At 44.0% G+C, this 25190-nt stretch carries 26 protein-coding genes; 15 read left to right on the forward strand and 11 right to left on the reverse strand.

The window, feature by feature from the left end:
* Positions 1-17: 17 nt before the first annotated feature.
* Positions 18-299, reverse strand: a complete 282-nt coding sequence (gene ppiC / locus ACGHAV_RS03430; protein WP_390376468.1) for a peptidylprolyl isomerase PpiC — start codon at positions 297-299, stop codon at positions 18-20.
* Positions 300-562: 263 nt separating this feature from the next.
* Here ppiC and ACGHAV_RS03435 point away from each other — a divergent pair, with 263 nt between their 5' ends.
* A complete protein-coding gene (locus tag ACGHAV_RS03435; protein ID WP_390376471.1) occupies positions 563-2386 on the forward strand; it encodes a DUF885 domain-containing protein in 1824 nt (607 codons plus the stop codon).
* Between the two features lie 44 nt (positions 2387-2430).
* Here the strand turns inward: ACGHAV_RS03435 and ACGHAV_RS03440 are convergent, their stop codons facing one another.
* A complete protein-coding gene (locus ACGHAV_RS03440) occupies positions 2431-2787 on the reverse strand; it encodes an ArsR/SmtB family transcription factor (RefSeq protein WP_390376474.1) in 357 nt (118 codons plus the stop codon).
* A gap of 259 nt (positions 2788-3046) precedes the next feature.
* Positions 3047-3211, reverse strand: coding sequence for a hypothetical protein (locus ACGHAV_RS03445; RefSeq protein ID WP_390376477.1), 165 nt, complete (start codon positions 3209-3211; stop codon positions 3047-3049).
* Between the two features lie 250 nt (positions 3212-3461).
* Between ACGHAV_RS03445 and ACGHAV_RS03450 the strand changes: the two genes are divergently transcribed.
* From ACGHAV_RS03450 to ACGHAV_RS03475, 6 genes are all read left to right on the forward strand, one after another.
* Positions 3462-4181, forward strand: coding sequence for a bacteriorhodopsin-like (locus ACGHAV_RS03450; RefSeq protein WP_390376991.1), 720 nt, complete (start codon positions 3462-3464; stop codon positions 4179-4181).
* Positions 4182-4263: 82 nt separating this feature from the next.
* Positions 4264-5121: a polyprenyl synthetase family protein gene (locus ACGHAV_RS03455; protein WP_390376480.1), complete on the forward strand. Its 858-nt coding sequence runs from the start codon at positions 4264-4266 to the stop codon at positions 5119-5121.
* Positions 5114-6679: a phytoene desaturase family protein gene (gene crtI / locus ACGHAV_RS03460; protein WP_390376483.1), complete on the forward strand. Its 1566-nt coding sequence runs from the start codon at positions 5114-5116 to the stop codon at positions 6677-6679. The genes ACGHAV_RS03455 and crtI overlap by 8 nt, the downstream gene beginning before the upstream one ends.
* The gene (locus ACGHAV_RS03465) at positions 6669-7571 is read left to right on the forward strand and encodes a phytoene/squalene synthase family protein (protein WP_390376486.1); all 903 of its coding nucleotides are present in this window, start codon (positions 6669-6671) and stop codon (positions 7569-7571) included. Before crtI ends, ACGHAV_RS03465 begins: the two co-directional genes overlap by 11 nt.
* A 2-nt stretch (positions 7572-7573) precedes the next feature.
* Positions 7574-8719 (forward strand): FAD-dependent oxidoreductase, encoded by a 1146-nt coding sequence (locus ACGHAV_RS03470; protein WP_390376489.1) that lies wholly within the window; start codon positions 7574-7576, stop codon positions 8717-8719.
* Positions 8698-9615 (forward strand): Brp/Blh family beta-carotene 15,15'-dioxygenase, encoded by a 918-nt coding sequence (locus ACGHAV_RS03475; RefSeq protein ID WP_390376492.1) that lies wholly within the window; start codon positions 8698-8700, stop codon positions 9613-9615. Before ACGHAV_RS03470 ends, ACGHAV_RS03475 begins: the two co-directional genes overlap by 22 nt.
* Here ACGHAV_RS03475 and idi read toward each other — a convergent pair.
* From idi to ACGHAV_RS03495, 4 genes are all read right to left on the reverse strand, one after another.
* Entirely contained in the window at positions 9612-10163 is a 552-nt protein-coding gene (idi, locus tag ACGHAV_RS03480; protein ID WP_390376495.1) for an isopentenyl-diphosphate Delta-isomerase, read from the reverse strand. The genes ACGHAV_RS03475 and idi overlap by 4 nt on opposite strands.
* Positions 10164-10407: 244 nt before the next feature.
* Positions 10408-12045: a chaperonin GroEL gene (gene groL / locus ACGHAV_RS03485; RefSeq protein WP_390376498.1), complete on the reverse strand. Its 1638-nt coding sequence runs from the start codon at positions 12043-12045 to the stop codon at positions 10408-10410.
* 40 nt (positions 12046-12085) lie between these two features.
* Positions 12086-12376: a co-chaperone GroES gene (locus ACGHAV_RS03490; RefSeq protein WP_012520088.1), complete on the reverse strand. Its 291-nt coding sequence runs from the start codon at positions 12374-12376 to the stop codon at positions 12086-12088.
* 346 nt (positions 12377-12722) lie between these two features.
* The gene (locus tag ACGHAV_RS03495; protein ID WP_390376503.1) at positions 12723-13259 is read right to left on the reverse strand and encodes an FxsA family protein; all 537 of its coding nucleotides are present in this window, start codon (positions 13257-13259) and stop codon (positions 12723-12725) included.
* Between the two features lie 252 nt (positions 13260-13511).
* On the opposite strand from ACGHAV_RS03495, the gene cutA reads away from it, so the two are divergent.
* The 3 genes from cutA to ACGHAV_RS03510 are packed head-to-tail and all read left to right on the forward strand — an operon-like array spanning position 13512 to position 16735.
* The gene (gene cutA, locus ACGHAV_RS03500; RefSeq protein WP_390376506.1) at positions 13512-13832 is read left to right on the forward strand and encodes a divalent-cation tolerance protein CutA; all 321 of its coding nucleotides are present in this window, start codon (positions 13512-13514) and stop codon (positions 13830-13832) included.
* 13 nt (positions 13833-13845) lie between these two features.
* Entirely contained in the window at positions 13846-15681 is a 1836-nt protein-coding gene (locus ACGHAV_RS03505; protein WP_390376509.1) for a protein-disulfide reductase DsbD, read from the forward strand.
* The gene (locus ACGHAV_RS03510; RefSeq protein ID WP_390376512.1) at positions 15662-16735 is read left to right on the forward strand and encodes a M23 family metallopeptidase; all 1074 of its coding nucleotides are present in this window, start codon (positions 15662-15664) and stop codon (positions 16733-16735) included. Before ACGHAV_RS03505 ends, ACGHAV_RS03510 begins: the two co-directional genes overlap by 20 nt.
* A gap of 16 nt (positions 16736-16751) precedes the next feature.
* Here the strand turns inward: ACGHAV_RS03510 and ACGHAV_RS03515 are convergent, their stop codons facing one another.
* Positions 16752-17489, reverse strand: a complete 738-nt coding sequence (locus ACGHAV_RS03515; protein WP_390376515.1) for a hypothetical protein — start codon at positions 17487-17489, stop codon at positions 16752-16754.
* 425 nt (positions 17490-17914) lie between these two features.
* Here ACGHAV_RS03515 and aroQ point away from each other — a divergent pair, with 425 nt between their 5' ends.
* The 5 genes from aroQ (at position 17915) to ACGHAV_RS03540 (ending at position 22147) form a co-directional block, all read left to right on the forward strand.
* Positions 17915-18355: a type II 3-dehydroquinate dehydratase gene (gene aroQ / locus ACGHAV_RS03520; RefSeq protein WP_390376518.1), complete on the forward strand. Its 441-nt coding sequence runs from the start codon at positions 17915-17917 to the stop codon at positions 18353-18355.
* Between the two features lie 14 nt (positions 18356-18369).
* Positions 18370-18828 (forward strand): acetyl-CoA carboxylase biotin carboxyl carrier protein, encoded by a 459-nt coding sequence (gene accB / locus ACGHAV_RS03525; protein WP_390376521.1) that lies wholly within the window; start codon positions 18370-18372, stop codon positions 18826-18828.
* 14 nt (positions 18829-18842) lie between these two features.
* Positions 18843-20186, forward strand: coding sequence for an acetyl-CoA carboxylase biotin carboxylase subunit (gene accC / locus ACGHAV_RS03530; RefSeq protein ID WP_390376524.1), 1344 nt, complete (start codon positions 18843-18845; stop codon positions 20184-20186).
* A gap of 367 nt (positions 20187-20553) precedes the next feature.
* Entirely contained in the window at positions 20554-21465 is a 912-nt protein-coding gene (locus ACGHAV_RS03535) for a hypothetical protein (RefSeq protein ID WP_390376994.1), read from the forward strand.
* A gap of 199 nt (positions 21466-21664) precedes the next feature.
* Positions 21665-22147: a hypothetical protein gene (locus tag ACGHAV_RS03540; RefSeq protein ID WP_390376527.1), complete on the forward strand. Its 483-nt coding sequence runs from the start codon at positions 21665-21667 to the stop codon at positions 22145-22147.
* 41 nt (positions 22148-22188) lie between these two features.
* On the opposite strand, the gene ACGHAV_RS03545 is transcribed toward ACGHAV_RS03540, so the two are convergent.
* The 3 genes from ACGHAV_RS03545 to ACGHAV_RS03555 form a co-directional block, all read right to left on the reverse strand.
* Positions 22189-22452: a TIGR03643 family protein gene (locus tag ACGHAV_RS03545; RefSeq protein WP_334013981.1), complete on the reverse strand. Its 264-nt coding sequence runs from the start codon at positions 22450-22452 to the stop codon at positions 22189-22191.
* Positions 22453-22541: 89 nt separating this feature from the next.
* Positions 22542-24692 (reverse strand): exonuclease domain-containing protein, encoded by a 2151-nt coding sequence (locus ACGHAV_RS03550; protein WP_390376530.1) that lies wholly within the window; start codon positions 24690-24692, stop codon positions 22542-22544.
* Between the two features lie 96 nt (positions 24693-24788).
* Positions 24789-25076, reverse strand: a complete 288-nt coding sequence (locus ACGHAV_RS03555; RefSeq protein WP_390376533.1) for a hypothetical protein — start codon at positions 25074-25076, stop codon at positions 24789-24791.
* Between the last annotated feature and the right edge of the window lie 114 nt (positions 25077-25190).

The following is a 25190-nucleotide window of genomic DNA, read 5'->3' on the forward strand; positions in this document are numbered from 1 at the left end:
TGTGCGCTACTTCTCGTCTACTTACTGCGATACAAGGTTTTTATTAAGTGATAGCCAAATCGCGTTTTTACCGGCCCATGCACTTTTAACACTTCTTTTTTAAACACCACGTCATCGAACGCTTTAACCATTTGACCGCGACGAAATTCACCTAAATCGCCGCCGCGTTTGCCAGATGGGCAAGTAGAGTGACGTTTAGCAAGCGTCGCAAAGTCTTTCCCTTTTTTTAATTGCTCCAAGATTGAGAGCGCTTCTTTTTCGGTTTTCACCAAGATATGAATAGCAGATGCAGTAGCCATAAGCCCTTTACTTTGTTTGCGGGTAATAGAGTAATTATATCGCACACCCATCTGCAGAGTAACTAATTCTGGCGGCGCAAGCTCTTTTAAATATAGCTTTCAAACACCGCTTTTAAACACCACTTTCAAAGAAAGCAGCCCTCCCATTTTTCACAATCGTTTACAAAACAAGCTTACTAATTAATACATTTTCCGTTAACGTAAAGGCTGGAGCTAAGTTTCAATAATATAAGCGCTTTTAAAAAACCTTGGATAACAAAAAAATGAAACGATTTTTTAAATGGATAGGCACCGGCTTGCTGGTGGTGGTACTTGCTGGCGGTTCGTTTGCCGCTCACGAATGGTATGCCGATAAACCTTTTTACTTTAACAACCTACTAAACCGAGAAATGGTGAAGGTTGCTTTTGAGAGCCCTGAAACACTCACTTCACTAGGGTTTCTTGAATCGATGGGCATTAAAGGCCACAACGCTAAGCTAGACGATGCTAGTCTTGAAAAAGGCAAAGAAATGTTTACCAAAGCCCGTCGTATCCGCGATGCAGTAAATGCCTACAGCGACGAAGACTTGAGCAAAGATGAGCAACTATCAAAAGAAATTACGCTGTACTTGCTTGATTACCTTATTAGCAACGAGCCATTTCAATACCATAGCTATCCAGTAAACCAGCTATTTGGTGTACAAAACGGCTTTCCTAGCTTTATGGAAGCTCAACATCAAATTAAGGACGCTACAGACGTAGAAAATTACTTAAGCCGTTTGCGCGCAGTGGACGAAAAGTTTGCTCAAGTGCTAGAAGGCTTAAAGCTACGTGAAGAAAAAGACATTATTCCTCCGCGCTTTGTGATTGACCGCGTACTTGATGAAATGAACGGGTTTGTATCATCGCCGCTTGAAGACAACATTTTGTATAGCTCGCTTAAAGACAAAATGGCAAAGGTGGAAACACTTACCGCCGAACAACAAGATGCCTATTTAGCGCAAGCACAAGAAGTAATTAATGACGATGTTGATCGCGCTTATCAGCTATTTATCGACTATTTTACCGCGCTTCAAGCTAAAGCTGGCAATGACCACGGTTACTGGCACTTGCCTGACGGCGATAAAGTGTATGCTAATGCACTTCGCTTTTTCACTACCACCGACATGACAGCCGACGAAATTCACAACCTTGGCTTAAAAGAAGTCGCAAGAATTCAGGGCGAAATGTTGGCCATACTTGCAGGCGAGGGCTACGACATAACGCAGGGCTTCTCGGCAGCCATGGATGCACTAACGGCAGACCCTTCACACTATTATGAAGACAGCGATGCGGGACGCGAGCAAATTCTGAAAGACTACCAAATTATTCTGGATGAAATTGACGCTGGCATTAGCGAAGCATTTAGAATTCGACCTGAAGCTGGCATGGAAGTAGTACGTATTCCTGAGTTCAAAGAGAAGACTGCGCCAGGTGCTTACTATCAGCAGCCAGCGATTGACGGCTCTCGCCCAGGCCGCTTCTTCGCAAACCTTTACGATATTAAAGCAACGCCTAAATACAGCATGCGCACGCTGGCCTACCATGAAGGTATTCCAGGTCACCACTTCCAAATTGCAGTAGCAATGGAGTTAGAAGGCATGCCGTTTATTCGCAAAATGTCGCCTTTTACTGCCTACACCGAGGGCTGGGCACTGTATTCAGAGTACCTTGCGTGGGAAATGGGCTTTCAAGACAAGCCGCTTGATAACCTTGGTCGATTACAAGCCGAGCTATTTAGAGCGGTGCGTCTAGTGGTAGATACTGGCATTCACGATAAGCGCTGGACCCGCGAAGAAGCCATTGAATATATGGTAAGCAATACAGGTATGGCACTTAGCGACGTAACGGCTGAAATTGAGCGTTACATTGTTATGCCAGGTCAGGCTACGTCTTACAAGGTGGGTATGATTAAGATTTTGGAAATTCGCGAGAAAGCCAAACAGGCATTAGGCGATAAATTCGACCTACGTGATTTCCACGACGTTGTACTTAAAAACGGCGCGGTACCGCTTGCCATACTTGAAGAATTGGTAGACGACTACATTGCTGAGAAATCAGCAGAATAACGCGTTAGCGGTCAAAACAGGTCATGTGAGGAAAAGCCAATAAACTAGAGCTTTTCTTTCACATGGTCTATGGCGTCTTTCATTAAATGGTAAACATGATTATCTGCCAAGCTGTAGATAATGTGTTTACCTTCACGTCTTGTCTTCACCAAGTTCTCGTTCTTCAAAATTTTCAAACGCTGTGACACCCTAGACATCTGCACTTGTGTTGCCAGTTCCGACATGCACGCCTCGCCTTTATACAAAACAGACAGCAGCTTTAATCGTTCTGCATCTGCAAATACTTTCAACAATAACGCTCCCCGCTCAAAGGTGTCATTACTTTCTGTTAGGGCATCACGTAATGTTTTGTGCGGGTGATGTACAGGGTTTGAGTCATCGTCAGTGTCGTGTTTAGACATTGTTTTCTCGGTAGTTGATAAATTTAAGCGCGTAAGCAGTCACTGTGACAACCATGGCCCTTTGGAAATACTATCCAAAGGCTAAATTGAAACCCGTGGCAGGACAATAGATACGAACAAGGCGCTATTTCAACGAGTAGCGCCTTTCTTTTTGATTGCTTTCAAGCATATTGACGAAAACACAAAGGGTGAACTAATTTTAATATTCGGTAGCGATTTTATCATTCTACATACGCCAGTCGTCGATACAAAATACACATTAACGCATTTCGTCATCGCGCTTAATTAAGTACAGAATTCCCGCTAATAACAGTCCGATAGGCAGTCCAACAGCCAAATCGTGCCCTCCGACCATAAGAAACCATGCTGCAGAAATCAGTGAGAATATTACAAGCGCTGCACCTACCGCTTTTAATAAAACCATATCAACTGCTCCTCATTTAGTTCTTAACAAATTCTACATGGTTAATTTTTGATCTCATTCAATTTTTCGAATGTATTCACGTCATGTTAACTAACTATTAACATAAAGCACATTAAAAATTAACAAGCGCGAGTGTGAGATTATGAACATAAAATTGAACTCCATATCAGCAATAAAAAGTGGTACAGACAGAATAAGCGGGAAGGCCAAGGTCGTAACTGTGGCAGCATTAGCGTTGCTCACTCCTGGCATGGCACATGCCGCAGCAAACTTACAACCCGACGACTTTGTCGGCATTTCATTTTGGCTAATTTCTATGGCACTGATGGCTTCAACTGTTTTCTTTTTATGGGAAACACAGGGCGTAACAGCAAAATGGAAAACCTCTTTGACTGTATCGGCGCTTGTTACATTTATCGCAGCGGTACATTATTTCTACATGCGTGATGTTTGGGTAGCAACGGGTGAGACACCAACAGTGTACCGCTATATTGATTGGCTTCTTACTGTGCCGTTGTTAATGATTGAGTTCTATCTCATCCTTCGCGCAATTGGCGTAGCTAGTGCAGGCATCTTCTGGCGTTTATTGCTTGGTACACTTGTAATGCTGATACCTGGATACCTTGGCGAAGCAGGTTATATGGATCTCACCCTCGGGTTTGTTATTGGTATGGTGGGTTGGGCATACATACTTTATGAAGTATTTATGGGAGAAGCAGGTAAAGCCGCTGAGGCAAACGCAAGTCCTGCAGTAAAATATGCATACGGTGCGATGCGTTGGGTCGTAACTATAGGGTGGGCAATATACCCCATTGGCTATGTATTAGGTTACATGGTTGGTGCGGCCGATGCCGACACGCTTAACATCGTATACAACCTTGCAGACGTAGTTAACAAAATAGCGTTTGGACTATTGATATGGTACGCAGCTACTAACGAAAGTGAAGCTAACCCAGTCAAGAATGCTTAAATATAACAAGGGCACTCATAGAGTGCCCTTCACCAAGTTATAAATGACACTGCAACATTTCTAAAAATGCAAGGGCGTAAAAATGTACAAATCAGAAACATTGTGCACGAGCAAACTTGAACGTACACAAATTGAAAATGTGGAACAGTGGCTTCTCTCTGCATCATCAGCAAGTCCTGCTGCATATTATCATATACAAAGTGGTGGCTCTCGTACTCGCGCTAAGTTGTGTATAGCAACGTGTAATGCCTTGGAACTTCCTTTAAACACAACACTTGCGCTGTCAACGTGTGTGGAACTGTTACACAACGCTTCTTTGATACATGACGATTTGCAAGATGGTGATGAAGTTAGACGTGGGCGCCCTAGCGTTTGGAAGCGTTTTGGAAAAGCAATTGCGTTGTGCGCTGGAGACTTAATGCTATCGAACGCTTACGGAGCATTGAGTAAGGTTGAAGAGACAAACAAACTACCCATTCTTATTTGTCGTGTAAGCGAATATGTGTCGTTGACTATTGAGGGACAATGCCAGGATATTCATCAGCATTGCAAAACATTGGCCGAGTACGAAAGTATTGCTGCCGAAAAATCCGGTCCGCTTCTACAACTTGCGCTTTGCTTGCCGTTATTGACATCAGGCAATAGCAAGGCTGCAGAAACTGCATCTATGGCATTACGTAATTTTGCCATTGCTTATCAAATTGTTGATGATTTAAATGATTGGCCGTCGGATGAAGCGACAGGTCAGCTTAATATCGTAAATCTCCTAGCAAGGGAATCCAATAAAGAACAAGCGTATAGCCTTGCTCGAGCCAGGGCTCAATACTTACTGAAACGCTGTGAAACCGAGTTAGCGACCTTACCTTGCGACAGTGGCGCTGCTGCACAAAATGCATGCCAGCAGCTCTTTGGCAAAGTATGTAGGAGCCAATATGAGTAGTGCTCTGGTAATAGGTGGAGGGTTTGGCGGTATTGCATCAGCGCTTCGTCTTCGCGCAAAAGGCTACGATGTCACATTGGTAGACAGGCAATCTCAGTTAGGCGGGAGAGCCCGCACTTTCGAGCGAAATGGTTTTATTTTCGATGCTGGCCCCACGGTTATCACTGCACCTTTTCTTTTCGAAGAACTATTTACACTGTTCAATAAAAACATAAATGACTATATCGACATTGTGCCCGTCGAACCTTGGTATCGATTTGTTTATGACGACGGAGATACCTTCGATTATGGCGGAACTCTCGACGATACGTTAAAAGAAATAGAACGGATATCTTCTCAGGATGTACCTGGTTACTTAGCTCTGTTAAAAGAGTCTGAAAACATTTTTGATGTCGGTTTCAACCAATTAGCCGACAAGCCGTTCCACAACCTTTCAGAAATGCTAAAGCAAATTCCCAACCTCGTTAAATTACGTTGTCATAGAAATGTGTGGCAACTTGTCTGTGAGCATTTAACTAGTGATAAGCTGCGCCAAGCATTTTCAATTCAACCAATGTTAGTTGGTGGCAATCCTTTTGACACCACATGTATTTACAACTTGATCCACTTTTTGGAACGAAAATGGGCAATACACTTTGCCATGGGTGGCACGGGTGCGCTCGTTAACGCGCTATCGATGCTAATGAGAGAGGTGGGCATCAAAACAGAACTTGGCACTACAATAACGTCTATAGAGACTAAAGATAAAAAAGTAGAACGTGTTATTTATGATGACGGAAAAACATGCTCGTACGATATTGTAGTGTCCAATATCGATCCGAAGTTTTTATACAAAAACCTCATCAGTGGTAGTGATCAAAACATATCAGCCAAAATAAAAACAAAGCATGCCAAACTTTCTATGGGTCTTTACGTGCTTTACTTCGGTACCACTAAAAAATATACCGACATTGCCCATCACACCATTTGGTTGGGCAAACGCTACAAAACTCTGCTCGATGACATATTTAACAAACATATCTTAGCCGATGACTTTTCTTTGTATCTTCATAGACCAACGGCTACAGACCCCAGCATGGCACCAGCAGGGTGTGACAGTTTTTACGTTTTGTCGCCTGTTCCTAATTTACAAGGCGACGTCAACTGGGATGAAACACGTAGGGATTATGCTGACAAAATAGTAGATGCCCTTGAACGCACTTTAATGCCAGGCCTTAAGTCGTGCATCGTAGAACAGTTTGATATGACCCCCAAGGAATTCGAAACAGATTATTTAAGTGTGGATGGTGCGGGGTTCTCCATCGCACCAACACTTACCCAATCGGCATGGTTTCGCTACCATAACAAAGCGGAAGGCATAGAAAACCTTTATCTTTGTGGGGCAGGTACACACCCCGGTGCGGGCTTACCCGGTGTGCTGTCCTCTGCCAAGGTACTGGAACATTTAATCCCTCAAGCGCAGCACACACTCAAAGCTTCTGTGCACCACTTAAACAAATCCGCGCATACAAGTATTCAAGCAAACGAAAATAAGCCAGAGAACGTTCATGTCAAATAACACATATGCGCTCTCTGTGTTGTCAAAGCACGGCAAGTCCTTTCGGTTTGCTGGACACTTTTTATCTAAAGAGAAGCTTGAGCAGGCTGCGAGACTCTATGCTTTTTGTCGCTACATCGACGACATTGCAGATGAGAGCGTTGATAAAACACAGGCGTATGCCGAGCTATGCGACATACAAACTGCAGTAGAGAATGAAACACACTACAGTGACAAAGTTGACGATTTCGTTTCTCTCAAGAAAGAACTAAACATTAATTCAGTAGCACCGCTACAGCTCATTGAGGGTGTTAAAAGTGATTTATCAACCGTTGCTTTTGCAAATGAGCGAGAACTCATTCGATACTGTTACAGAGTAGCGGGCGTGGTTGGATTAATGATGTGCCCTATACTAGGTGCTAACAAAAAAGGATATGGCAACGCGATTAATTTAGGTATCGCAATGCAGCTTACCAACATTTCGCGAGATGTGATGGAAGATGCTCAGATGGGCCGACGCTATCTGCCAGCAACATGGTGTAGTACAAGTGCACAAGACATTGTATATAACAGCAAAGCTACACAACAACGCGTAATTCGCGGGATACAAAAAGCGCTGAACCTTAGCGAATATTATTACGCAAGCGGGTGGAAAGGTTTACCGTTTCTTCCGAAAAGTAGTCGCAGTGCTATCGCAATTGCAGGCTCCGTTTACCGACAAATAGGCCTCGAATTAGCAAACGTAGAGTACTGTTACTGGAAAGGGAGGGTGAAAACATCCAGTTTTAAAAAATTATTTATTGCTGGGAAAACGCTGACCGTTGGCGTTTCCTCGTCGGTAGAAAAGCAAACTGACATGCCGACCAAAATGCTACATACAAATATTTTTGATCTCATGCCATTTGAAGTCTAAGGATGAAGACAGAGCACTACGATATTATTATAAAAGGCGCAGGGCTGGCGGGTTTGTCGCTCGCGCTGTCACTTGCTGAAAATGGCTACAAAGGTCGAGTGCTTATTGTTGAAAGAGCGCACTCGCCCAATACTAGTAAAACGTGGTGTTTTTGGGGACGAGAAAATGTACCACCGTACCTCTCCCCCCTTATCAATAAATCGTGGCAATCATGGTCTGTATCATGCGAAGAGACAGGTGAAGAGAATACCTTATTTTCATCAACGGACAGCTATTGTTGCATTATGGGAGCGTCTTTTTACCAATATGCCCTGTCTCGATTAGAAAAAAATAAGCATTTTGACTTTCATTGGGGCGCAACTGCTCAAACTGTTTCCAATATTACTGAAGGAGTTGGAGTAGTTATAGATAAAAATCTATTTACCGCGGACTATGGCTTCGACAATGCTTGCCATCTTACAGCAGCGAAGGCCGATAGTATTAATCAGTACTTTGTGGGGGCTTGGATATCAACATCAAATCTTAATATTTCAACAGATACCGTACAGTTGATGAAAGAGATGAAAGCAGACAATCAAGCTTTTGAATTCACTTACGTTCTTCCCTTTAACGAGCAAGAAGCTCTCGTAGAATTAACGCGTTTTTCAATGAATGACGAATCGCTCGACACAATGAAAAGCATGTGCGAACAAGAAATATTGCGCGGCAGCTACGGCAATAATGTCAATATTAGATGTTGGGAACAAGGTGTGTTGCCCATGGATACTAGACGCAAAAGTGTACAGAGCGCTAACTGGCATAACATCGGCATCAATGCCAATATGATAAGAGCTTCATCGGGTTACGCTTTTATCATCATACAACGTGCAGTAACAGAGATTGCTCAAGCCTTAGTTCACAAGCGAAAAGTACCGGCCTCATTAGGAAAGCATGCCATTTACACTGCACTGGACAGCATATTTTTGCGCGTACTTCGCCATAATATGAGCCAATCCCCCGCCATTTTTAATGCAATGCTCAAACAAACAAACGCACATACGTTTACGCGTTTTATGACCGAACGCGCGAGTATTCTTGATATTCTGCGGGTCATAAAAGCGATGCCTACTGATTTATTTGTGCGGGCATGTATACCGAAAATGAAGTGATGACGACTTTCCCTTTGTTTAGAAACTTCACTTTAATAGCAGCAGTGCTGACGTTTGGTTGGCATAGCAATGTTTACTCAAATGATATTTTAACGGTCCTTGCACTCATTTCCATTTTTATATTCGGTATGCCCCATGGCGCACTCGATATTATTTTACTCAAAAGGATAAGTGGTTATAGCAAACGAAAAAGCATAGTTCTTGGAAACAAGGCCGCGGTGAGAGTGATAGTGACAACGTCAATTTATCTATTTGTTGTGGTGGTCAGCTTTGCAGTTTGGTTGGCGTATCCAACACTCTGCTTAGTGGCGTTTTTAATAATAGGTATATTGCATTTTCGACATGACTGGGGGCTGAAATCATCACGTCTGGCTTATTTAACCAGTACAGTAGTGGTATGTTCACCATCACTTATTTATGGCACACAGATAGAACAAATCTTCGTGTGGCTATTAGTACCACCATTACACGCACAATATATTACGCAACTTATGTTTGGCGCGTGTTTAGCAGCCACCTTTGGTGCTGTAGGTACTTTGTTAGTCACAAAGTCTGACGTTAAAATAATATCAGCGCTATCGCTCATCATTATCGCGGCTTGTCTACTACCACCACTGCTCTTTTTTACATTGTACTTTTGCGCCATTCACGCCGTCTATCATACGAAATTAGTACAAAAACGTAATCAAATGACAATGCAGGAGCTTTACCAAACAAGCTTATTTCCAATGGCGGGTACTCTTGTGATATTTGTATTGGCATACTTATTTCTGCAACAAATCAACACGCAAAATAGCTGGACAGCGTTAATATTCATCGGCCTTTTTGCTGTCACCATTCCCCATATCATCATTGAATTTATCGCGAGCAAGCGGCTTTCAAAGTTTACATACTAAATGACACCGCACGTTTCTCTTTTTGACTTTACAAGTTTAAACAGTGCTGAAAACCACGCGGTAAATTTGTCGGGAGAATGAAATAGTGCTTGCTCCAACTCATCCTCACCAACCCACTCTACATGACTAACCTCGTCAGGGTTGAGGCTGAATTCCATGGATTGGTCGTCTGCAATATGGAGAAAAACATGATCGAACTCATGTTCTGTTAGCTCATTATCTAGTGCTTCCTTATACTGAAAAGCACCAAGGTACTCTAACGAAGAAAGCTCCTTCAAACCTAATTCCTCATAGGCTCGCCGTTTAACTGCGTGTGATAGTGGTTCATTTTGACGAGGATGAGAACAACATGCGTTGCTCCATTTCCCGCCGCTGTGGTACTTGTTAATAGCACGCCGTTGAAGAAGATGTTGAAAGCCGCGTTGAGTCCGCTTTATAACAACAAGTGAAAATGCTAGATGCAGCAACCCCTTTTTATGCGCCTCCATTTTCTCACAGGTACCCATTTGGTTGCCCATGCTATCTACCAAAATAACGAAATCACTCATATGCATACCTTAATTTAACGTGTTATGGACGCTTTTCGGCTTATAACCACTGTGTAAATTCTTTTACGCGTAGAAAGCGTGTTTCGTTTTTAAATAAATTACCGGCATTAACGACAATACATACTTTTCGACACGTTTAGTCATGTATGACCAACATCTGCAATCGGCGTCTAGGTAATAGGTACAAAAAAGGCGCTACTCATCGAGTAGCGCCTTTCTTTTAAGCGTTAAGCTTAGGGGCAGATTACATCATGCCGCCCATTCCGCCCATGCCGCCCATGTCAGGCATTGCAGGTGCGTCGTCTTTAGGTAGCTCAGCTACCATTGCTTCAGTCGTGATCATTAGTGAAGCAATTGACGATGCGAACTGTAGTGCAGAGCGCGTTACTTTAGTTGGGTCAAGGATACCCATTTCTAGCATGTCGCCGTAAGTGTCGTTACCTGCGTTGTAACCAAAGTTACCTTCGCCGTTTTTCACTGCGTTAACCACTACCGATGCTTCTGCACCTGAGTTGATAGAGATTTGACGCAGAGGCGCTTCCATTGCACGTAGTGCAAGCTTAATACCTACGGTTTGGTCTTCGTTGTCACCAGTAAGGTCAGCAAGTTTCGCTGCTGCACGAACTAGTGCCACACCACCACCAGGTACCACACCTTCTTCAACCGCTGCGCGTGTTGCGTGAAGTGCATCTTCTACGCGGTCTTTCTTCTCTTTCATTTCAACTTCAGTTGCTGCACCAACTTTAATTACTGCAACACCGCCTGAAAGCTTAGCAAGACGCTCTTGAAGTTTTTCTTTGTCGTAGTCAGACGAAGACTCTTCAATTTGACCTTTGATTTGAGCACAACGGCCTTCAATCGCTTCTTGGTCGCCGTTACCGTCAACAACTGTGGTGTTGTCTTTGTTGATAACTACGCGCTTAGCAGTACCAAGGTCTTCAAGCTGCACTTTTTCAAGGTCTAGGCCAATCTCTTCAGAGATTACTGTACCGCCAGTTAGGATAGCGATGTCTTGAAGCATTGCTTTACGACGGTCACCAAAACCAGGTGCTTTAACCGCTGCAACTTTAACAATACCGCGCATGTTGTTAACTACTAGTGTAGCAAGCGCTTCGCCTTCAACATCTTCAGCGATGATCATTAGCGGCTTACCCGCTTTCGCTACGCCTTCAAGGGTAGGAAGTAGTTCGCGGATGTTAGAAATTTTCTTGTCAACCAATAGGATGAACGGGTTGTCTAGTTCAACAGTACCGTTTTCTTGGTTGTTGATGAAGTATGGAGATAGGTAACCACGGTCGAACTGCATACCTTCAACAACATCTAGTTCGTTTTGAAGTGCCTGACCTTCTTCTACAGTGATAACACCTTCTTTACCTACTTTTTCCATTGCTTGAGCAATGATGTCGCCAACTTCTGAATCAGAGTTTGCAGAAATAGTACCTACTTGAGCGATAGACTTGCTGTCTGCACAGTCAGTAGAAAGGGCTTTAAGCTCTTCAACTGCTGCCGCTACCGCTTTGTCGATACCGCGCTTAAGATCCATTGGGTTCATACCCGCTGCAACGCTCTTAAGACCTTCAGTTACGATTGCTTGCGCAAGTACAGTAGCAGTAGTAGTACCGTCACCCGCTTCGTCGTTCGCTTTAGACGCTACTTCTTTTACCATTTGAGCGCCCATGTTCTCGAACTTGTCTTCAAGCTCGATTTCTTTCGCTACAGACACACCATCTTTAGTGATAGTAGGTGCACCGAAAGACTTGTCTAGAACAACATTACGGCCTTTTGGACCTAGTGTTACTTTTACTGCGTTAGCTAGTGTGTTTACGCCTTTAAGCATTTTACTGCGAGCGTCATCACCAAAACGTACTTCTTTAGCTGCCATGATTAAATTCCTCTAAAATTCGTTTTAACGTTAGTTGTAATTACTCAACAATCGCTAGAATGTCGCTTTCGCTTAGGATTAGTACTTCTTCACCATCCAGCTTTTCTGTTTTAACGCCGTAACCGTCGTTGAAAATAACGGTGTCGCCAACTTTAACGTCAAGCGCTTTAACTTCGCCGTTCTCAAGAATGCGACCGTTACCTACTGCGATTACTTCGCCGCGTGTAGATTTTTCTGCTGCAGAACCAGTCAGAACGATACCGCCTGCAGATTTGCTTTCTTGCTCTGCGCGCTTAAGGATTACGCGGTCGTGTAAAGGACGAATTGCCATTTTCAAGTCTCCTGAAAATTCCACTATTCAAGTTTATGTGATTACCAACATTCAGACTGCCTGAATGCTGTGTGCCTGGGTCGCTCATTGCTGAGCAGTTAAAATCGTTTCTGCACGGATAGATGGGGTAGTACCCAGACAACTTCAAGGGTTTTTGAGCAAAAAAATGTAAAAAATTTGGTTTTTACCGCTAAAACGATTTTGTTTAGCGACTTATTGTGGGTTCAACAAAGAAAATTGCCTGAAGTGAAGCGCATGAACAGGCAGCTTTAAAACTACCTTTTGGGCGGTGAACTTGTGTTCGAAACTCAAGCTTTCAGAAGATGAAAGGCAAAGAAAACGCGCGCTATTTAAGTCGCTTGTCAGGGTCGTTTGTGGTGTCGTCGGTGAACTCGCCTTCAAACACGTCACCATTGTCGTTTTGTGACTGCGATGCATTAAACGGATTTTGCCCGAATGGATTATGCTGGTTGGTTTGATTAAACCCTGCTCCTGGGCCAAACCCCGCACCCATACCCGGTACTACCACACGCATTTTCATATGTTTGCTAACTTGTGCAGCAAGTAAGTGCCTTGAGCCCGGCAGTGCAAACATAAAACCGATGATGTCGGTAACAAAGCCTGGCGTTACCAGTAATACGCCCGCCACCACCAACATTAGGCCTTCAACAAGCTCTTTGCCGGGCACTTCATTTCGCTGCATTTTGGCTTGCGCGGTTTGTAAGGTGCTAATGCCTTCGCGTTTTACAAAGTACGCACCAATAAACGCCGTTAAAATAACCAAGCCAATGGTATTCCATCCGCCGATAATGTTTCCTACATTAACCAGCAGCGCAATTTCCAAAATGGGTAGTACGGCAAACAAAATAAATAAAAACCGCAAAATGCTTCCTCTCTTAAATATTCATAACCTGTTATAGGGGCTTTGAGCGTAATAACAAGAAAAGGTGCCGCCTATTTCGGTTAATTGGCGCACATAAGCGACCGACAGCAACCGTGATATACTGCCGCTGTGAAAGAATAGTCATGCTATCTAGGTCTTCTTAGCATCAGCGTAGCCTATGTAAGTCTTCATGTCAGCCGCTACTCTTATTACGCACAGATAGCGCTAAAACAGGTAATAAAAGGGTTTACTATGACCATAAAAGTTGTGCTTTGCACTGCACCAAACGAAGAGGTAGCACACGATATTGCCAAGCAGCTAGTTGAAAGTAAGCTGGCAGCGTGTGTGAATATCATTAGAGGTGTGCAATCAGTTTACGCGTGGGAAAGCAGCATTCAAACTGACACCGAATGCCAGCTCATTATTAAAACCAATTCACATTACGTGCTTGAAGCCTACGATAAAGTGAGCGAGTTACACCCGTATGACGTATCAGAATGGCTTGAACTTAATGCCGAAGCCAGCCACAGCTACGGCACATGGCTACAACAGTATTTACAAAGCACCAAATAAAAAGACTATAACAATGATCAACGCTTTACTTACCCACATTATGCCGCCCCCCCGCCTTTCACGTTTATGGTTTATGTTTTTACTGACATTTGCATTACTGACATTAAGCTTTTCATCACAGGCACAGCTTAACGAGGCGTTTAACGACCCATTTGCCAATGAACCGCAGTTTTTACCAGTAGACCAAGCTTTTATGCTGGACTACGCACAAAAAGGCGATGAACTTACCATTAGCTTTACGATTGCCGACGGTTACTATTTATACCTTAAGCAGTTTAAATACGTAGCGAAGCAGGCTGAAATTGGTACGCCTGCTTACCCTGAAGGGGTAACCATAGAAGACGAGTTTTATGGTAAGTCGGAAGTGTTCTACAACAATGTATCTATTACCGTTCCGATAGAAAGCGCGTCTAAAGATGGTGTGGTAAAAATTCGTTACCAAGGCTGTGCAGATGCTGGGTTGTGTTACCCGCCCACCGTTAAAGTAGTGTATTTAGAAGCGTTGGCTAATGGGCAACAAAGCCAGACCCCAGAAACGCAAAATGGTGCTGGTGAAGAAGGTGTTGCAAGCCAACAATTCAACTTAGCCGAGCAGTTAATTAATAAAGATAATTTACCGCTTACGCTAGCGCTGTTTTTCGCACTAGGCGTTGGCCTAGCCTTTACGCCGTGCGTTTTCCCTATGTATCCCATTGTGTCGGGCATTGTAATTGGGCAAGGTAAACCTAAAACCACGTCGCACGCTTTCTGGCTTACCTTTGTTTATGTTCAAGGCATGGCCATTACCTACTCATTGCTGGGGCTAGTAGTAGCAGTAGCGGGGGCACAGTTTCAAGCTGCACTACAACACCCCGTTGTACTAGCTGTATTCATTGTATTGTTTGTGGCGTTAGCCGTTGCATTATTTGGTGGTTTTGAAATTCAGCTGCCCGCCAAATATCAAGAAAAGCTCACGCATATGAGTAACAACCAAACTCCCGGCAGTTTTGTTGGCGTGTTTGTCATGGGCGTATTGTCTGGGCTTATTGCGTCTCCTTGCACTACCGCACCGCTTACCGGCATTTTGTTATTTATTGCTCAAACGGGCGATATGACCCTGGGCTTTATTTCGCTATATCAATTAAGCATTGGTATGGGCGTACCGCTTATTCTGTTTGGTATGACTGGCGGCAAGCTGCTACCAAAAGCTGGCAACTGGATGAACGTAGTAAAAGTAACCTTTGGCTTTATGATGCTTGCCGTTGCCATTGTGTTTATTGAACGACTTTGGAACAGTGTATATACCGACTTCCTTTGGGCAGGGTTAAGCATTGGCTTATTTGGTTACTACTGGGCTATTAATCGCGCGTCACCAAACACAAAAATGAAATTAGTGCGTGCCATTATTGTGGCCATGGGCGTTATGGGCAGTATTGGCTTGACGCACCAAGCCGGTATTAATGCAGGTTTATGGGGCGAAAAGCAAAGCCACCCTGAATTTGTGATTGCCAGAGACTTAAACGACCTTCGCCAAAAAATTAGTGAAGCAAACCGCGACGGAAAAACCGTGATGGTAGACCTTTATGCAGACTGGTGCGTGGCGTGTAAGGAATTTGAAAAGTATACGTTCCCCAATGAAAAAGTAGTTAGCGCACTTAGCAATACGGTGTGGGTGCAAATGGATTTAACCGATAACACGCCTGAACGACAGGAGATTTTCGATACCTTTAATGTACTAGGCTTGCCTACCATACTGTTTTTCAATCAGCAGGGCGAAGAACTTCAAAAAGCGCGAGTGACTGGCTTTATGAATGCAGAAGCCTTCTCAGATCACGTTAACGCATTGGTAAATGGGCACACTGCACCGTAAACCTATTGCTGCTTCACGAGGCTTTTTTACGCCTCGTGGGGCATTGTTTGCTTTATTGGCAGGTTTACTAGCAGCTTTACTGGTATATTTATGGCTCCAACTGATAGCAGTCTCAGCTTCGGATGCAACGTTAGATAAACGAGCCCCCAAACAAAATGACCAGCCGCTTTCAGACAATTCGGACGAATTAGAAAAGCAGCGCTTAAACCAAGGCAACAATCAAAATAACCCTTTAAATACCAAAGAAAGCCAAGAAGGTTGTTTTGACAACAATCGCTTTTGTTTTGAATTAACGCCATCAGTTAACAATGCTGAAGTTTGGCAGTTAACGCTTGTAGGAAAAACAAACCTTCCTGTTGCGGTTACACTCTATTCCAAACAGTTTTATTTGAAACAAGCGGGCAATGGCAATGGCAATGGCAATGGCAATGGCAATGGCAATGGCAATGGCAATGGCAAAAAAGTAGAGCGCAAGAGCCATATCAGTACGTTTTTATCCTCGAACAGCACTGTATCACTCGGTTACATTGATGATGCAGACGCATTTTGGAGGAACATGCGTGTTAGGTGGACTGTTGGCACTATAAACGCACAACACGAGAGTAATTTTGCCTACAAGTCACCTCTACAGCCAGCAAGTAAATACAGTATTGTGCAGGGGTTTAATGGCGCATTTAGCCACAGTGGGGCTTCTCGTTATGCCATCGACTTTGCAGCACCCGTGGGCACGCCAGTGCTCGCCGCAAGAGAAGGCACAGTAATAGACACAAAAGCCGATGGTAATAAGGGTGGTCCAACACCAGACTATGCCAGCCACGCTAATTATGTGGTGGTACTGCATAGCGATGGCACCACCGGCGAATACTACCATTTACGCCACCAAGGTGTAGCGGTTGAGCGTGGGCAGTACGTGCAGCAGGGGCAACTTCTTGGCTATTCGGGCAACACCGGCTTCTCTTCGCTGCCACATTTGCACTTTGGCATCTATGTGGCGAAGTATCATGGGCGCTACATTAGCGTGCCTTTTTCCTTCAAAGACATCGCCATCAACTAGCGTGTGATCACCTGACCTATTGGAAGTCTTGTGCGTCAGCGTAAGGAATTTCAACACTGTCGCAATGCGCGAAAGTGTCGCGAAGAGCATCAATTGACAACACATTACCTTCGTATGCCCCAGCCTCTTCACACCCTTTGGCTAACACAATGGCATCGAAAGAAGGTTTGGTATCTATTTTGTGCACAAAAAGCCTAGCGGTTTGTGGTTTAGAAGGAAGTGAAACGCTGAACCAATTTGCTTTTTTGCCAGCGTTTTCTGACGCTTCGCCATCGGCAATGATTAGCTGCTCGACCAACACTGGCGTAGCATATTTCACATGCACTTCTTTTTTATCGTTGAACAGCATGGGCTGCCCACCACGCTCAAAATGATCGATGAAGAAACGGGTTTTCAACGTTGGCGTTTGTGACGTGGCAAGTTCATTTAAGTCGAACTGTTCTGGCAGGAGTGTCATTACTGCTTGTCCATCGCTTCGCCTGTTCTCGTTAAGGTATTGCTGAATCTGTTGTTCTACGCCCTTGTCGTAAAACGCCAATCTGTAAACAATTTGAAAGTCGTGGGGCTGACGATACAACGGTAAATGACTGGCGAAAATAGCGCTGTCATCAGTAAACACAGCCATGCCGTGATAGCCAATGCGTGAATGCATGGCATGTTCACTCTGGTGCTTTTCTTTGTATTTTTCTTTATGGCTGTGTGCTTTAGTAAGTGGTGCTAATACAAAGAGGAATAGCATGAATAATAATTTCAACGATAACGACCGCACGGCAGAGCCCTTAATTATTGATAAACAGCGCAATGATACATGAACAAAGCACTTGATGTGCTTATACCTCTTTTGCGGTAACGCAACGCCGCAAACGCATTTGTATACTTACTTATGCTTAGTGTCCCTATCTTCAGGGTCTCTTTACCGTCTCTTCATTGATTCATGCTGCTAGACACTGCGCAGAACCTCGCATCACCGGATGTAAACAAATAGTAAAAAGCAAAAAACTTTGCACCGAAAACACCTGATTAGACCAGTATTTTGCTGCGAAATCTTTTGCTATCTCTATAATCGGTAGTCAACACCATAAACGAGCAAAAAAATTGGCTTTTTTTCGTGCAACTGTCATAAAACTTTGTTGAAATGACAAATACCATGACATTTTCCCGAAGATAGCAGCAAACTACATGAATATTTTGTTATTGAATGGCCCTAACCTAAATATGTTAGGTCAACGTGAACCTGAAAAGTATGGTGCGCAAACGCTTCAAGACATCGTTGATGACTTGCAGGCACAGGCGTCGTCTAGCAGCGTTACGCTTGAACATTTTCAATCAAATGCTGAACACGCATTAATTGATCGCGTGCACGCCGCCATGGGTAAGGTTGACGCCATCATTATCAACCCTGCTGCTTTCACGCACACCAGTGTGGCGCTTCGCGACGCACTGCTTAGTGTCAATATCCCGTTTATTGAGGTGCATTTGTCGAACGTTCACGCTCGTGAGCCGTTTCGTCATCATTCCTATTTTTCTGATGTTGCAGCCGGCGTTATCGTGGGCCTAGGCGCAATTGGCTATTCGCTAGCACTAACTGCAGCAATCAACTTACCGAAATCGAAAAAATAACGCAGAGACAGAACATGGATATTAGAAAGATTAAAAAACTTATCGAACTAGTGGAAGAATCAGGCATTGCTGAGCTTGAGATCACTGAGGGCGAAGAGTCTGTACGCATCCACCGTGGACCAACGGGTGTTCAAGCGCCAGTAAATTACAGTTTTGCAGCACCAGCGGCACCTCAGGCGGCACCTGCTGCAGCGCCAGCACCTGCACCAGCAGCGGCTGCAGAGCCTGCGCAACCAGAAGGCCACGTTGTTAAATCACCAATGGTGGGTACTTTCTATCGTGCATCTTCTCCAACAGCAAAAGCATTTGCTGAAGTGGGTCAACAAGTAAAAGTGGGCGACACGCTTTGTATTGTTGAAGCAATGAAAATGATGAACCAAATTGAAGCAGATAAAGCCGGTGTGGTTAAGGCAATCCTGGTTGAAAACCAAGATCCTGTAGAATTTGACCAGCCAATGTTCATCATTGAATAAGCGAGTGCTTCACTATGCTAGATAAAGTACTGATTGCTAACCGTGGTGAGATTGCCCTACGCATTTTGAGAGCCTGTAAAGAACTAGGCATCAAAACCGTTGCGGTGCACTCTACTGCGGATAAAAACTTAAAGCACGTGTTGCTGGCTGACGAATCAATTTGTATTGGTAAAGCATCGGCAACCGAAAGCTACCTGAACATACCTCGCATTATTGCTGCTGCAGAAGTCACAAACTCTATTGCAATTCACCCTGGTTACGGTTTCCTAGCAGAAAACGCAGACTTTGCTGAAGCGGTAGAAAAGAGCGGCTTTATTTTCATTGGCCCTAAAGCTGAAACTATTAACCTTATGGGTGACAAAGTTTCTGCTATCAACGCCATGAAAAAGGCAGGCGTACCGTGTGTACCTGGTTCTGACGGCCCGCTAACTGACGACGTAGAACGCAACAAAGCCATTGCTAAACGCATTGGTTACCCAATCATCGTTAAAGCTGCGGGCGGCGGCGGTGGTCGTGGTATGCGCGTAGTGCGCAGCGAAGGTGAGCTAATTAAAGCTATTGAAACAACGCAAGCGGAAGCTGGCGCTGCCTTTGGTAACTCAACGGTTTACATGGAAAAGTTCCTTGAAAATCCACGTCACGTTGAAATTCAGGTACTTGCCGACGGTCAAGGTAACGCTATTCACCTTGGTGAGCGTGACTGCTCTATGCAGCGTCGTCACCAGAAAGTGGTAGAAGAAGCACCGGCACCGGGTATTTCAGAGCAAATGCGCACTAAAATTGGTGATCGTTGTCGTCGTGCTTGTATTGAAATTGGCTATCGCGGTGCAGGTACTTTCGAGTTCCTATACGAAAATGGCGAGTTCTATTTCATCGAAATGAATACGCGTATTCAGGTTGAACACCCGGTATCTGAAATGATCACGGGCGTTGATTTAATTAAAGAGCAACTTCGTATTGCCGCAGGTCAGCCTTTATCAATAGACCAATCGCAAATTCAAATTCGCGGTCACGCTATTGAATGCCGTATTAACGCGGAAGATCCAAATACCTTTATTCCAAGCCCTGGTCCTATTGATATGTTCCATGCGCCAGGTGGTTTAGGTATTCGTTGGGAGTCGCACATTTATGCAGGCTACCACGTACCGCCATATTACGACTCAATGATTGGTAAGCTTATTACCTTTGGCGAAAGTCGCGACGAAGCTATAGCACGTATGCGTCATGCCCTCGAAGAGATTGTAGTAGAAGGTATTAAAACCAATATTCCACTTCAACGCGCTATTATGGCCGATGAAAACTTCTTTGCAGGTGGCACCAACATTCACTACCTCGAGAAGAAATTAGGTTTAGCCTAATCCCCCTTTGGGCCGCACGTCACATTATGTGCGGCTCAATTTTCCTCAAAAAATTTGCTATACATTCTACTTTTCCGATTACAACAATCAATTTTTAGCAATTTTTTCATTCAATCTGACGCTCTATACTTATCACATGTTTTGAGACATCTCCCTGTCCCAAGCTATTGAGTTATGTGTATTCCCGAATCGCTCTGTTGAACCGATTCAAAACTTATTGGAGTCCACCTCCACTTATGCCGGCAGCCTTGTCGGCTTTTTTTTACTTTAAACCCGTATTACTTCAAGATGCGTATACACTAAACAAAAATTAATGTACTAAGGATTGTGCGTGCGCGGTACCGCCGTTTTTCTACTTTTCAACGCTTTGCTTACAGCCTGTTTTATCTTCCCAGTAAGTGCAAACACAGCTGTGTTTTCACAGAAACTCGACATACAAATTCGTTACGATAACCGGTCAAATAGACCCAGCCGCGAACAATATCGCCTGCGCTATTACCCTTCGCTAAATGTGACTGATGCATGGTCAATCAACAGTTTCGTGGTAACAGGTGACGACTTTTCATCTAGTCATAACACTTTTGGCAGCGAAAGCACGGACTACATTTATGCGCGTCGTTTGTTTATGCGTCACGAGGGAGACTACGGAAAAACAGAAATAGGGGTTATTCCTACTTTCAAGGGCCGAGTTTCTTCTACGGGTTTATCAAAAGACGGTTGGATAACAGGTGTTAGGCATGTAAGAACGCTTAAAAATAACAGTGCGTTAGAAGTGGTGATTGGACAATTAGGCAATGCGCAGGCCGACCAAGCTTTTACCTTCGGTAACGAAGACGAATACGTAGAAATTGAATATTCAGCGCGCATGAATCAGCGTCATAGCTATGAAGCCAGTATTGAGCGGATGGTTAGCGGCAGCTTTATAAGAGGAGAATATCGTTATCGATTAAACGATCAAGATACTGCTTTTATCGAACTGGTTCAGCGCGTAGACAGCCCTGCCGAAAAATTGGTTGTTGGTGCAAGTGGTGAATTTACTCTTTTTACTAGCACTTCGCCTTACCCGATAGAATATTTTGCGTACTATTCGTACATAGATGATGATTTTGGCGCTCGTGCTGAATTAATTGAAGACTTTCTCGGTACCGGACATGGCGGCTCTATTGAGTTTAGCGGAGTTGTCTCAGCAACTCATGATTTAGAATGGTTTGTTCGTACCGATGTTGTAGATAGCGTTAGTCGCATACTAGCAGGCATCAAGCTATCTTTAACACAATAAAAAAAGGCCCATCAAACGATGGGCCAAACAGCAAGAACGCGTACACACTTTAACAGTGCATAATGGGTTACGCTTCACACCTTTGCAGAGTTCATAAGATTCTTATTACGTATTTTTAATCTCATCGGCTTTCTTAAAAACACCTCGTTTTTTATACTTTAGTATAAGTTGAAGTCGAAGTTCGTTTCGACACGTACAAATGCAACGTGAAGTGAAAGGTGCAATTGTGATCAGCCGATACGCTCAGTTAAAAGAAAAACTCCCCATATCCCGACTTTCAGACGATGTGCTGCTTGCTTTTCGCGTATTATTCGACGACCCACTAGACATTGTTGATTTAGCACAAGACATTGCAGACCTAACACTTTATCCAGAACGGCTAACAGACAGCTACAGAAAAGAGTGGGAAGCATACGTGGTAAAGTCGCTGGCACTAGAGATAAAAAAGCGTCCAGAAATGACGCCATCAGAGTTTATCGAAGACCTAATGCAACGGGTAGAGAAGCTGCAGGCAGAAAGCGATACTTACAATAATCTTTGGCGACAGGTACATCACGCTAAATCAATTGCGCAGTCGTCCAACACTATCATTTTTCCAAGTCCGCTACGTCAGCAGCTTATGGCGTTTTTGCTGCCAATCACAACCGTCACCCCCACCGACAGTGGCGAACCTGAAGAGTAAGAGAATAACTTTTTAGGAAAGGCTTACTATTTTGAGAAAACTTACTTGTTGGCGCCCTTCGGCTTGTACTGAGACGGACAATATCCTCGGTCCACGCCCTCTGGGCGCAAACTAGCATGTTTGGTCTTTCTTCCAGTTACCCGAGCGCGCCAGTTTTTAAACGTTTTTTGCTTAAGGTTTTTACGCATAAGCTTAATAACGTCTTTCTCAGGTAAACCGTATAGGCGTTCAATTGCCTCGAAAGGGGTTCTGTCTTCCCACGCCATTTCAATCACGCGAGATTCTTGTTCTTCAGTTAAACTCATTATTAAAACTCAATACCACACAAAACACCCAATATTACGCACAACGCGCGTTTTCGTTCACTTTTAGGTGATGAACGTTGAGGTAGTTCTCAGGCGCTATTTATCTTGCTGACTACAGCTTCATCGTCTTTTTCAAAGGCAAGTTTCAATAGCTCTGCCGCCGCTTTTGCATCGCTTAACGCTCGGTGGTGACGTTCCATCGTGATCTCAAAGTGTCTAGTAAGGTTAGCAAGAGAATAGGACGGCAGCCCTGGATAAGTGCGGCGTATTTCGCGCACCGTGCACATTTTCGGTCTTCTATATACCTGCTCTAGTCGTGCAAATTCTTGCTTAATAAAGCCGTAATCAAAATTAACGTTGTGGGCTACAAAAACCGCATCTTCTGTAAACGTGGCAATATCGTCGGCAACTTGTTCGAAAACAGGTGCATCGGCCACCATTTCGTCTGAAATACCAGTGAGCCTAGTTATGTTGGAAGGAATTCGACGTTGTGGGTTTATTAACGTTTGATAGCGTGCCACTTCTTCGCCCGCTATTAATTTAACCATGCCAATTTCCGTTATGCGGTTGTAGCTGTTGTTACCCCCTGTCGTTTCAATATCTACCACCACGTAGGGCTGAGCAGGGTCGCGTACCCATTCCACCGTGGTTACCGCCACGTCAAAACCGGCTTGCTGCAGACGCTGTATAGACACCAACTGGTTTCGTCTTAGTTGATCGCCCGGTGCTTTAATTTCTTCAAACCGCAGCGTGCCATCAAACACCATTATGTCTGGAAAGCCATCGCGCAACGATTCAAAATCGCGACACATCATGCGTAACAGCGCGTATATGGCGTCAAGCGATGCATGCTCAATTAACGCTTCAATAGGCGTAAGTAAATGGCTAGACCACATAAATAAGCTGTTCACTTTGCCATAGTGCATCGTAGCCATTTTGTGCACGTGAAAGCGTAACTTTTCTTTGCTATCGAGTTGCGTTAACAGTGCTTCAATGCCGCTCTCAAACTTGGCATAAAAGTTATTTTGCTTTAGCGAAAGCGGCCTTCTGTCAAACTCTGTTACCAGTGTATCTTCTTCGTAAAGCAGCTTCCAAAATGTTAGTCCAAACAAACTACGCCACAGTCTATTTTCAGTACGCCAGCCAGTAATGCCTTCACGGGCATAATGGGCAAGTACACCTCTTTCCACCTGCTGATTTTGGCTCACATCAATAGCAAGTGTGCGGCTTGCATTGCGCAGCATATCAGTAACCGTGCTGGTACGTTTCTTATGGTATTTACGCGCATAAAAGTCTTCGGCAAAAGCAAGAAGCGTATCAGACTGAGGGTTATCAATAATTTGCTCAAGTGCGGCTTTGACCTCTTCCACCTGACCATCTTTATAGCTTTCTCTTAACCATTTTTCTTTGGCTTTGTCGCTCTCGGCAAGCGACATGATCCGAAGCCCGTTTACCCTATCTATATCCATCAGCTTAAGGCTTAGCGCATAGAGAAACTGATCTTTAAAAAAACAGGCCGACACACCGTCAGTGGCGGGGAAGTCATCGTGTGACAAAGACAGCATTTTGTCATCGTCATAATAGGTGAGCTGAGTGTGATGCTTCGCGTAGTACCATGCTGCTTGTGCATCATTGTTGTGATCGAAGCGCGCTATGTCTGACACCGAGTCTGCACGTGTGCGCATAACGCCTAAGTCACGCATTGAAAATTGATTTAGGCGACTCTTTGTATTGCCAAAATACAAAAACAAAAGATACCGCAATGCATCATCAAACAAACAAACCAAGTACTGATCTAGTGCGAATCGCGTTGGCCACCCCTTCTGCTTTATCTCAGCGTCTAATAGGGCAATCAGTTTTGGCTTGGTCAGCGCGTTTAAACCCTGCGTACTGCCATATTCGCCAAGTAACTCAACTATTGCGTCTTTTGTTAATACACCGGCAATATCACTGGTTGATGCGTGAGATAAGTCGCCAAACCAACCCTCATCAACAAGTTCGTCAATTTGTGCTTGTGGGCTGTTTATTTCTGCATAATTGAATTGAGAACGGTCTATTACGGCGTATTTTCTGTTGGCTGCGCGTACCACAATACATTGCTTGTCGTCGCTTAACGCCTTAAAACGCGATACAAATTGCTGCGCACTGTCACTCAGTAATTCTTGATTGGCCCCTTCAAAGAAGCTCAAAAACTCAAAAAAATGCGTGAGGTAATAACGCGGCGGTAAGTCTTTACGCATAGCACATTCTTATAAACCAATAACGTGAATAGTGTATATTTATACATGTATCACAATCAAGCATTCATGAAAGTACAGGCCTTCTTCAGGTGATATTTACACCTTAACTCGCTGTTTTGAAACCCAATTAAAAAATGTAGAAAGTTGTTCATCGGCTTGAAGTAAACACAGTGAATGCAGTTGCTTGGCAAGGGTCATTTCATCGTAAAAGCGATGTATTCCACTGTGGCACTGCCGGCAAATGTTTACGCCTGCCTGAAGCTGCTCTTTGGTGTAGTGTTTTTTGAAATACGTGCGACGATGCATTTTCTTAGGAATAAGATGATGAAAGGTTAGCCTTGTATGCCGACTACAGCACGGGCACGTGCCTACTTTATTGCCCACACTCACCTCTTCTAATACCGTTACTCTTACAGGTAAATACCTTTTATTGTCATAAGATGATCACGGGGAAATGTCAGTTCGTAATAAGCCCATAGAATTGAACAATTATGGTGA

The sequence above is a fragment of the Alteromonas sp. MTD1 genome, from assembly GCF_042848195.1.
Classification (GTDB): Bacteria; Pseudomonadota; Gammaproteobacteria; order Enterobacterales; family Alteromonadaceae; genus Alteromonas.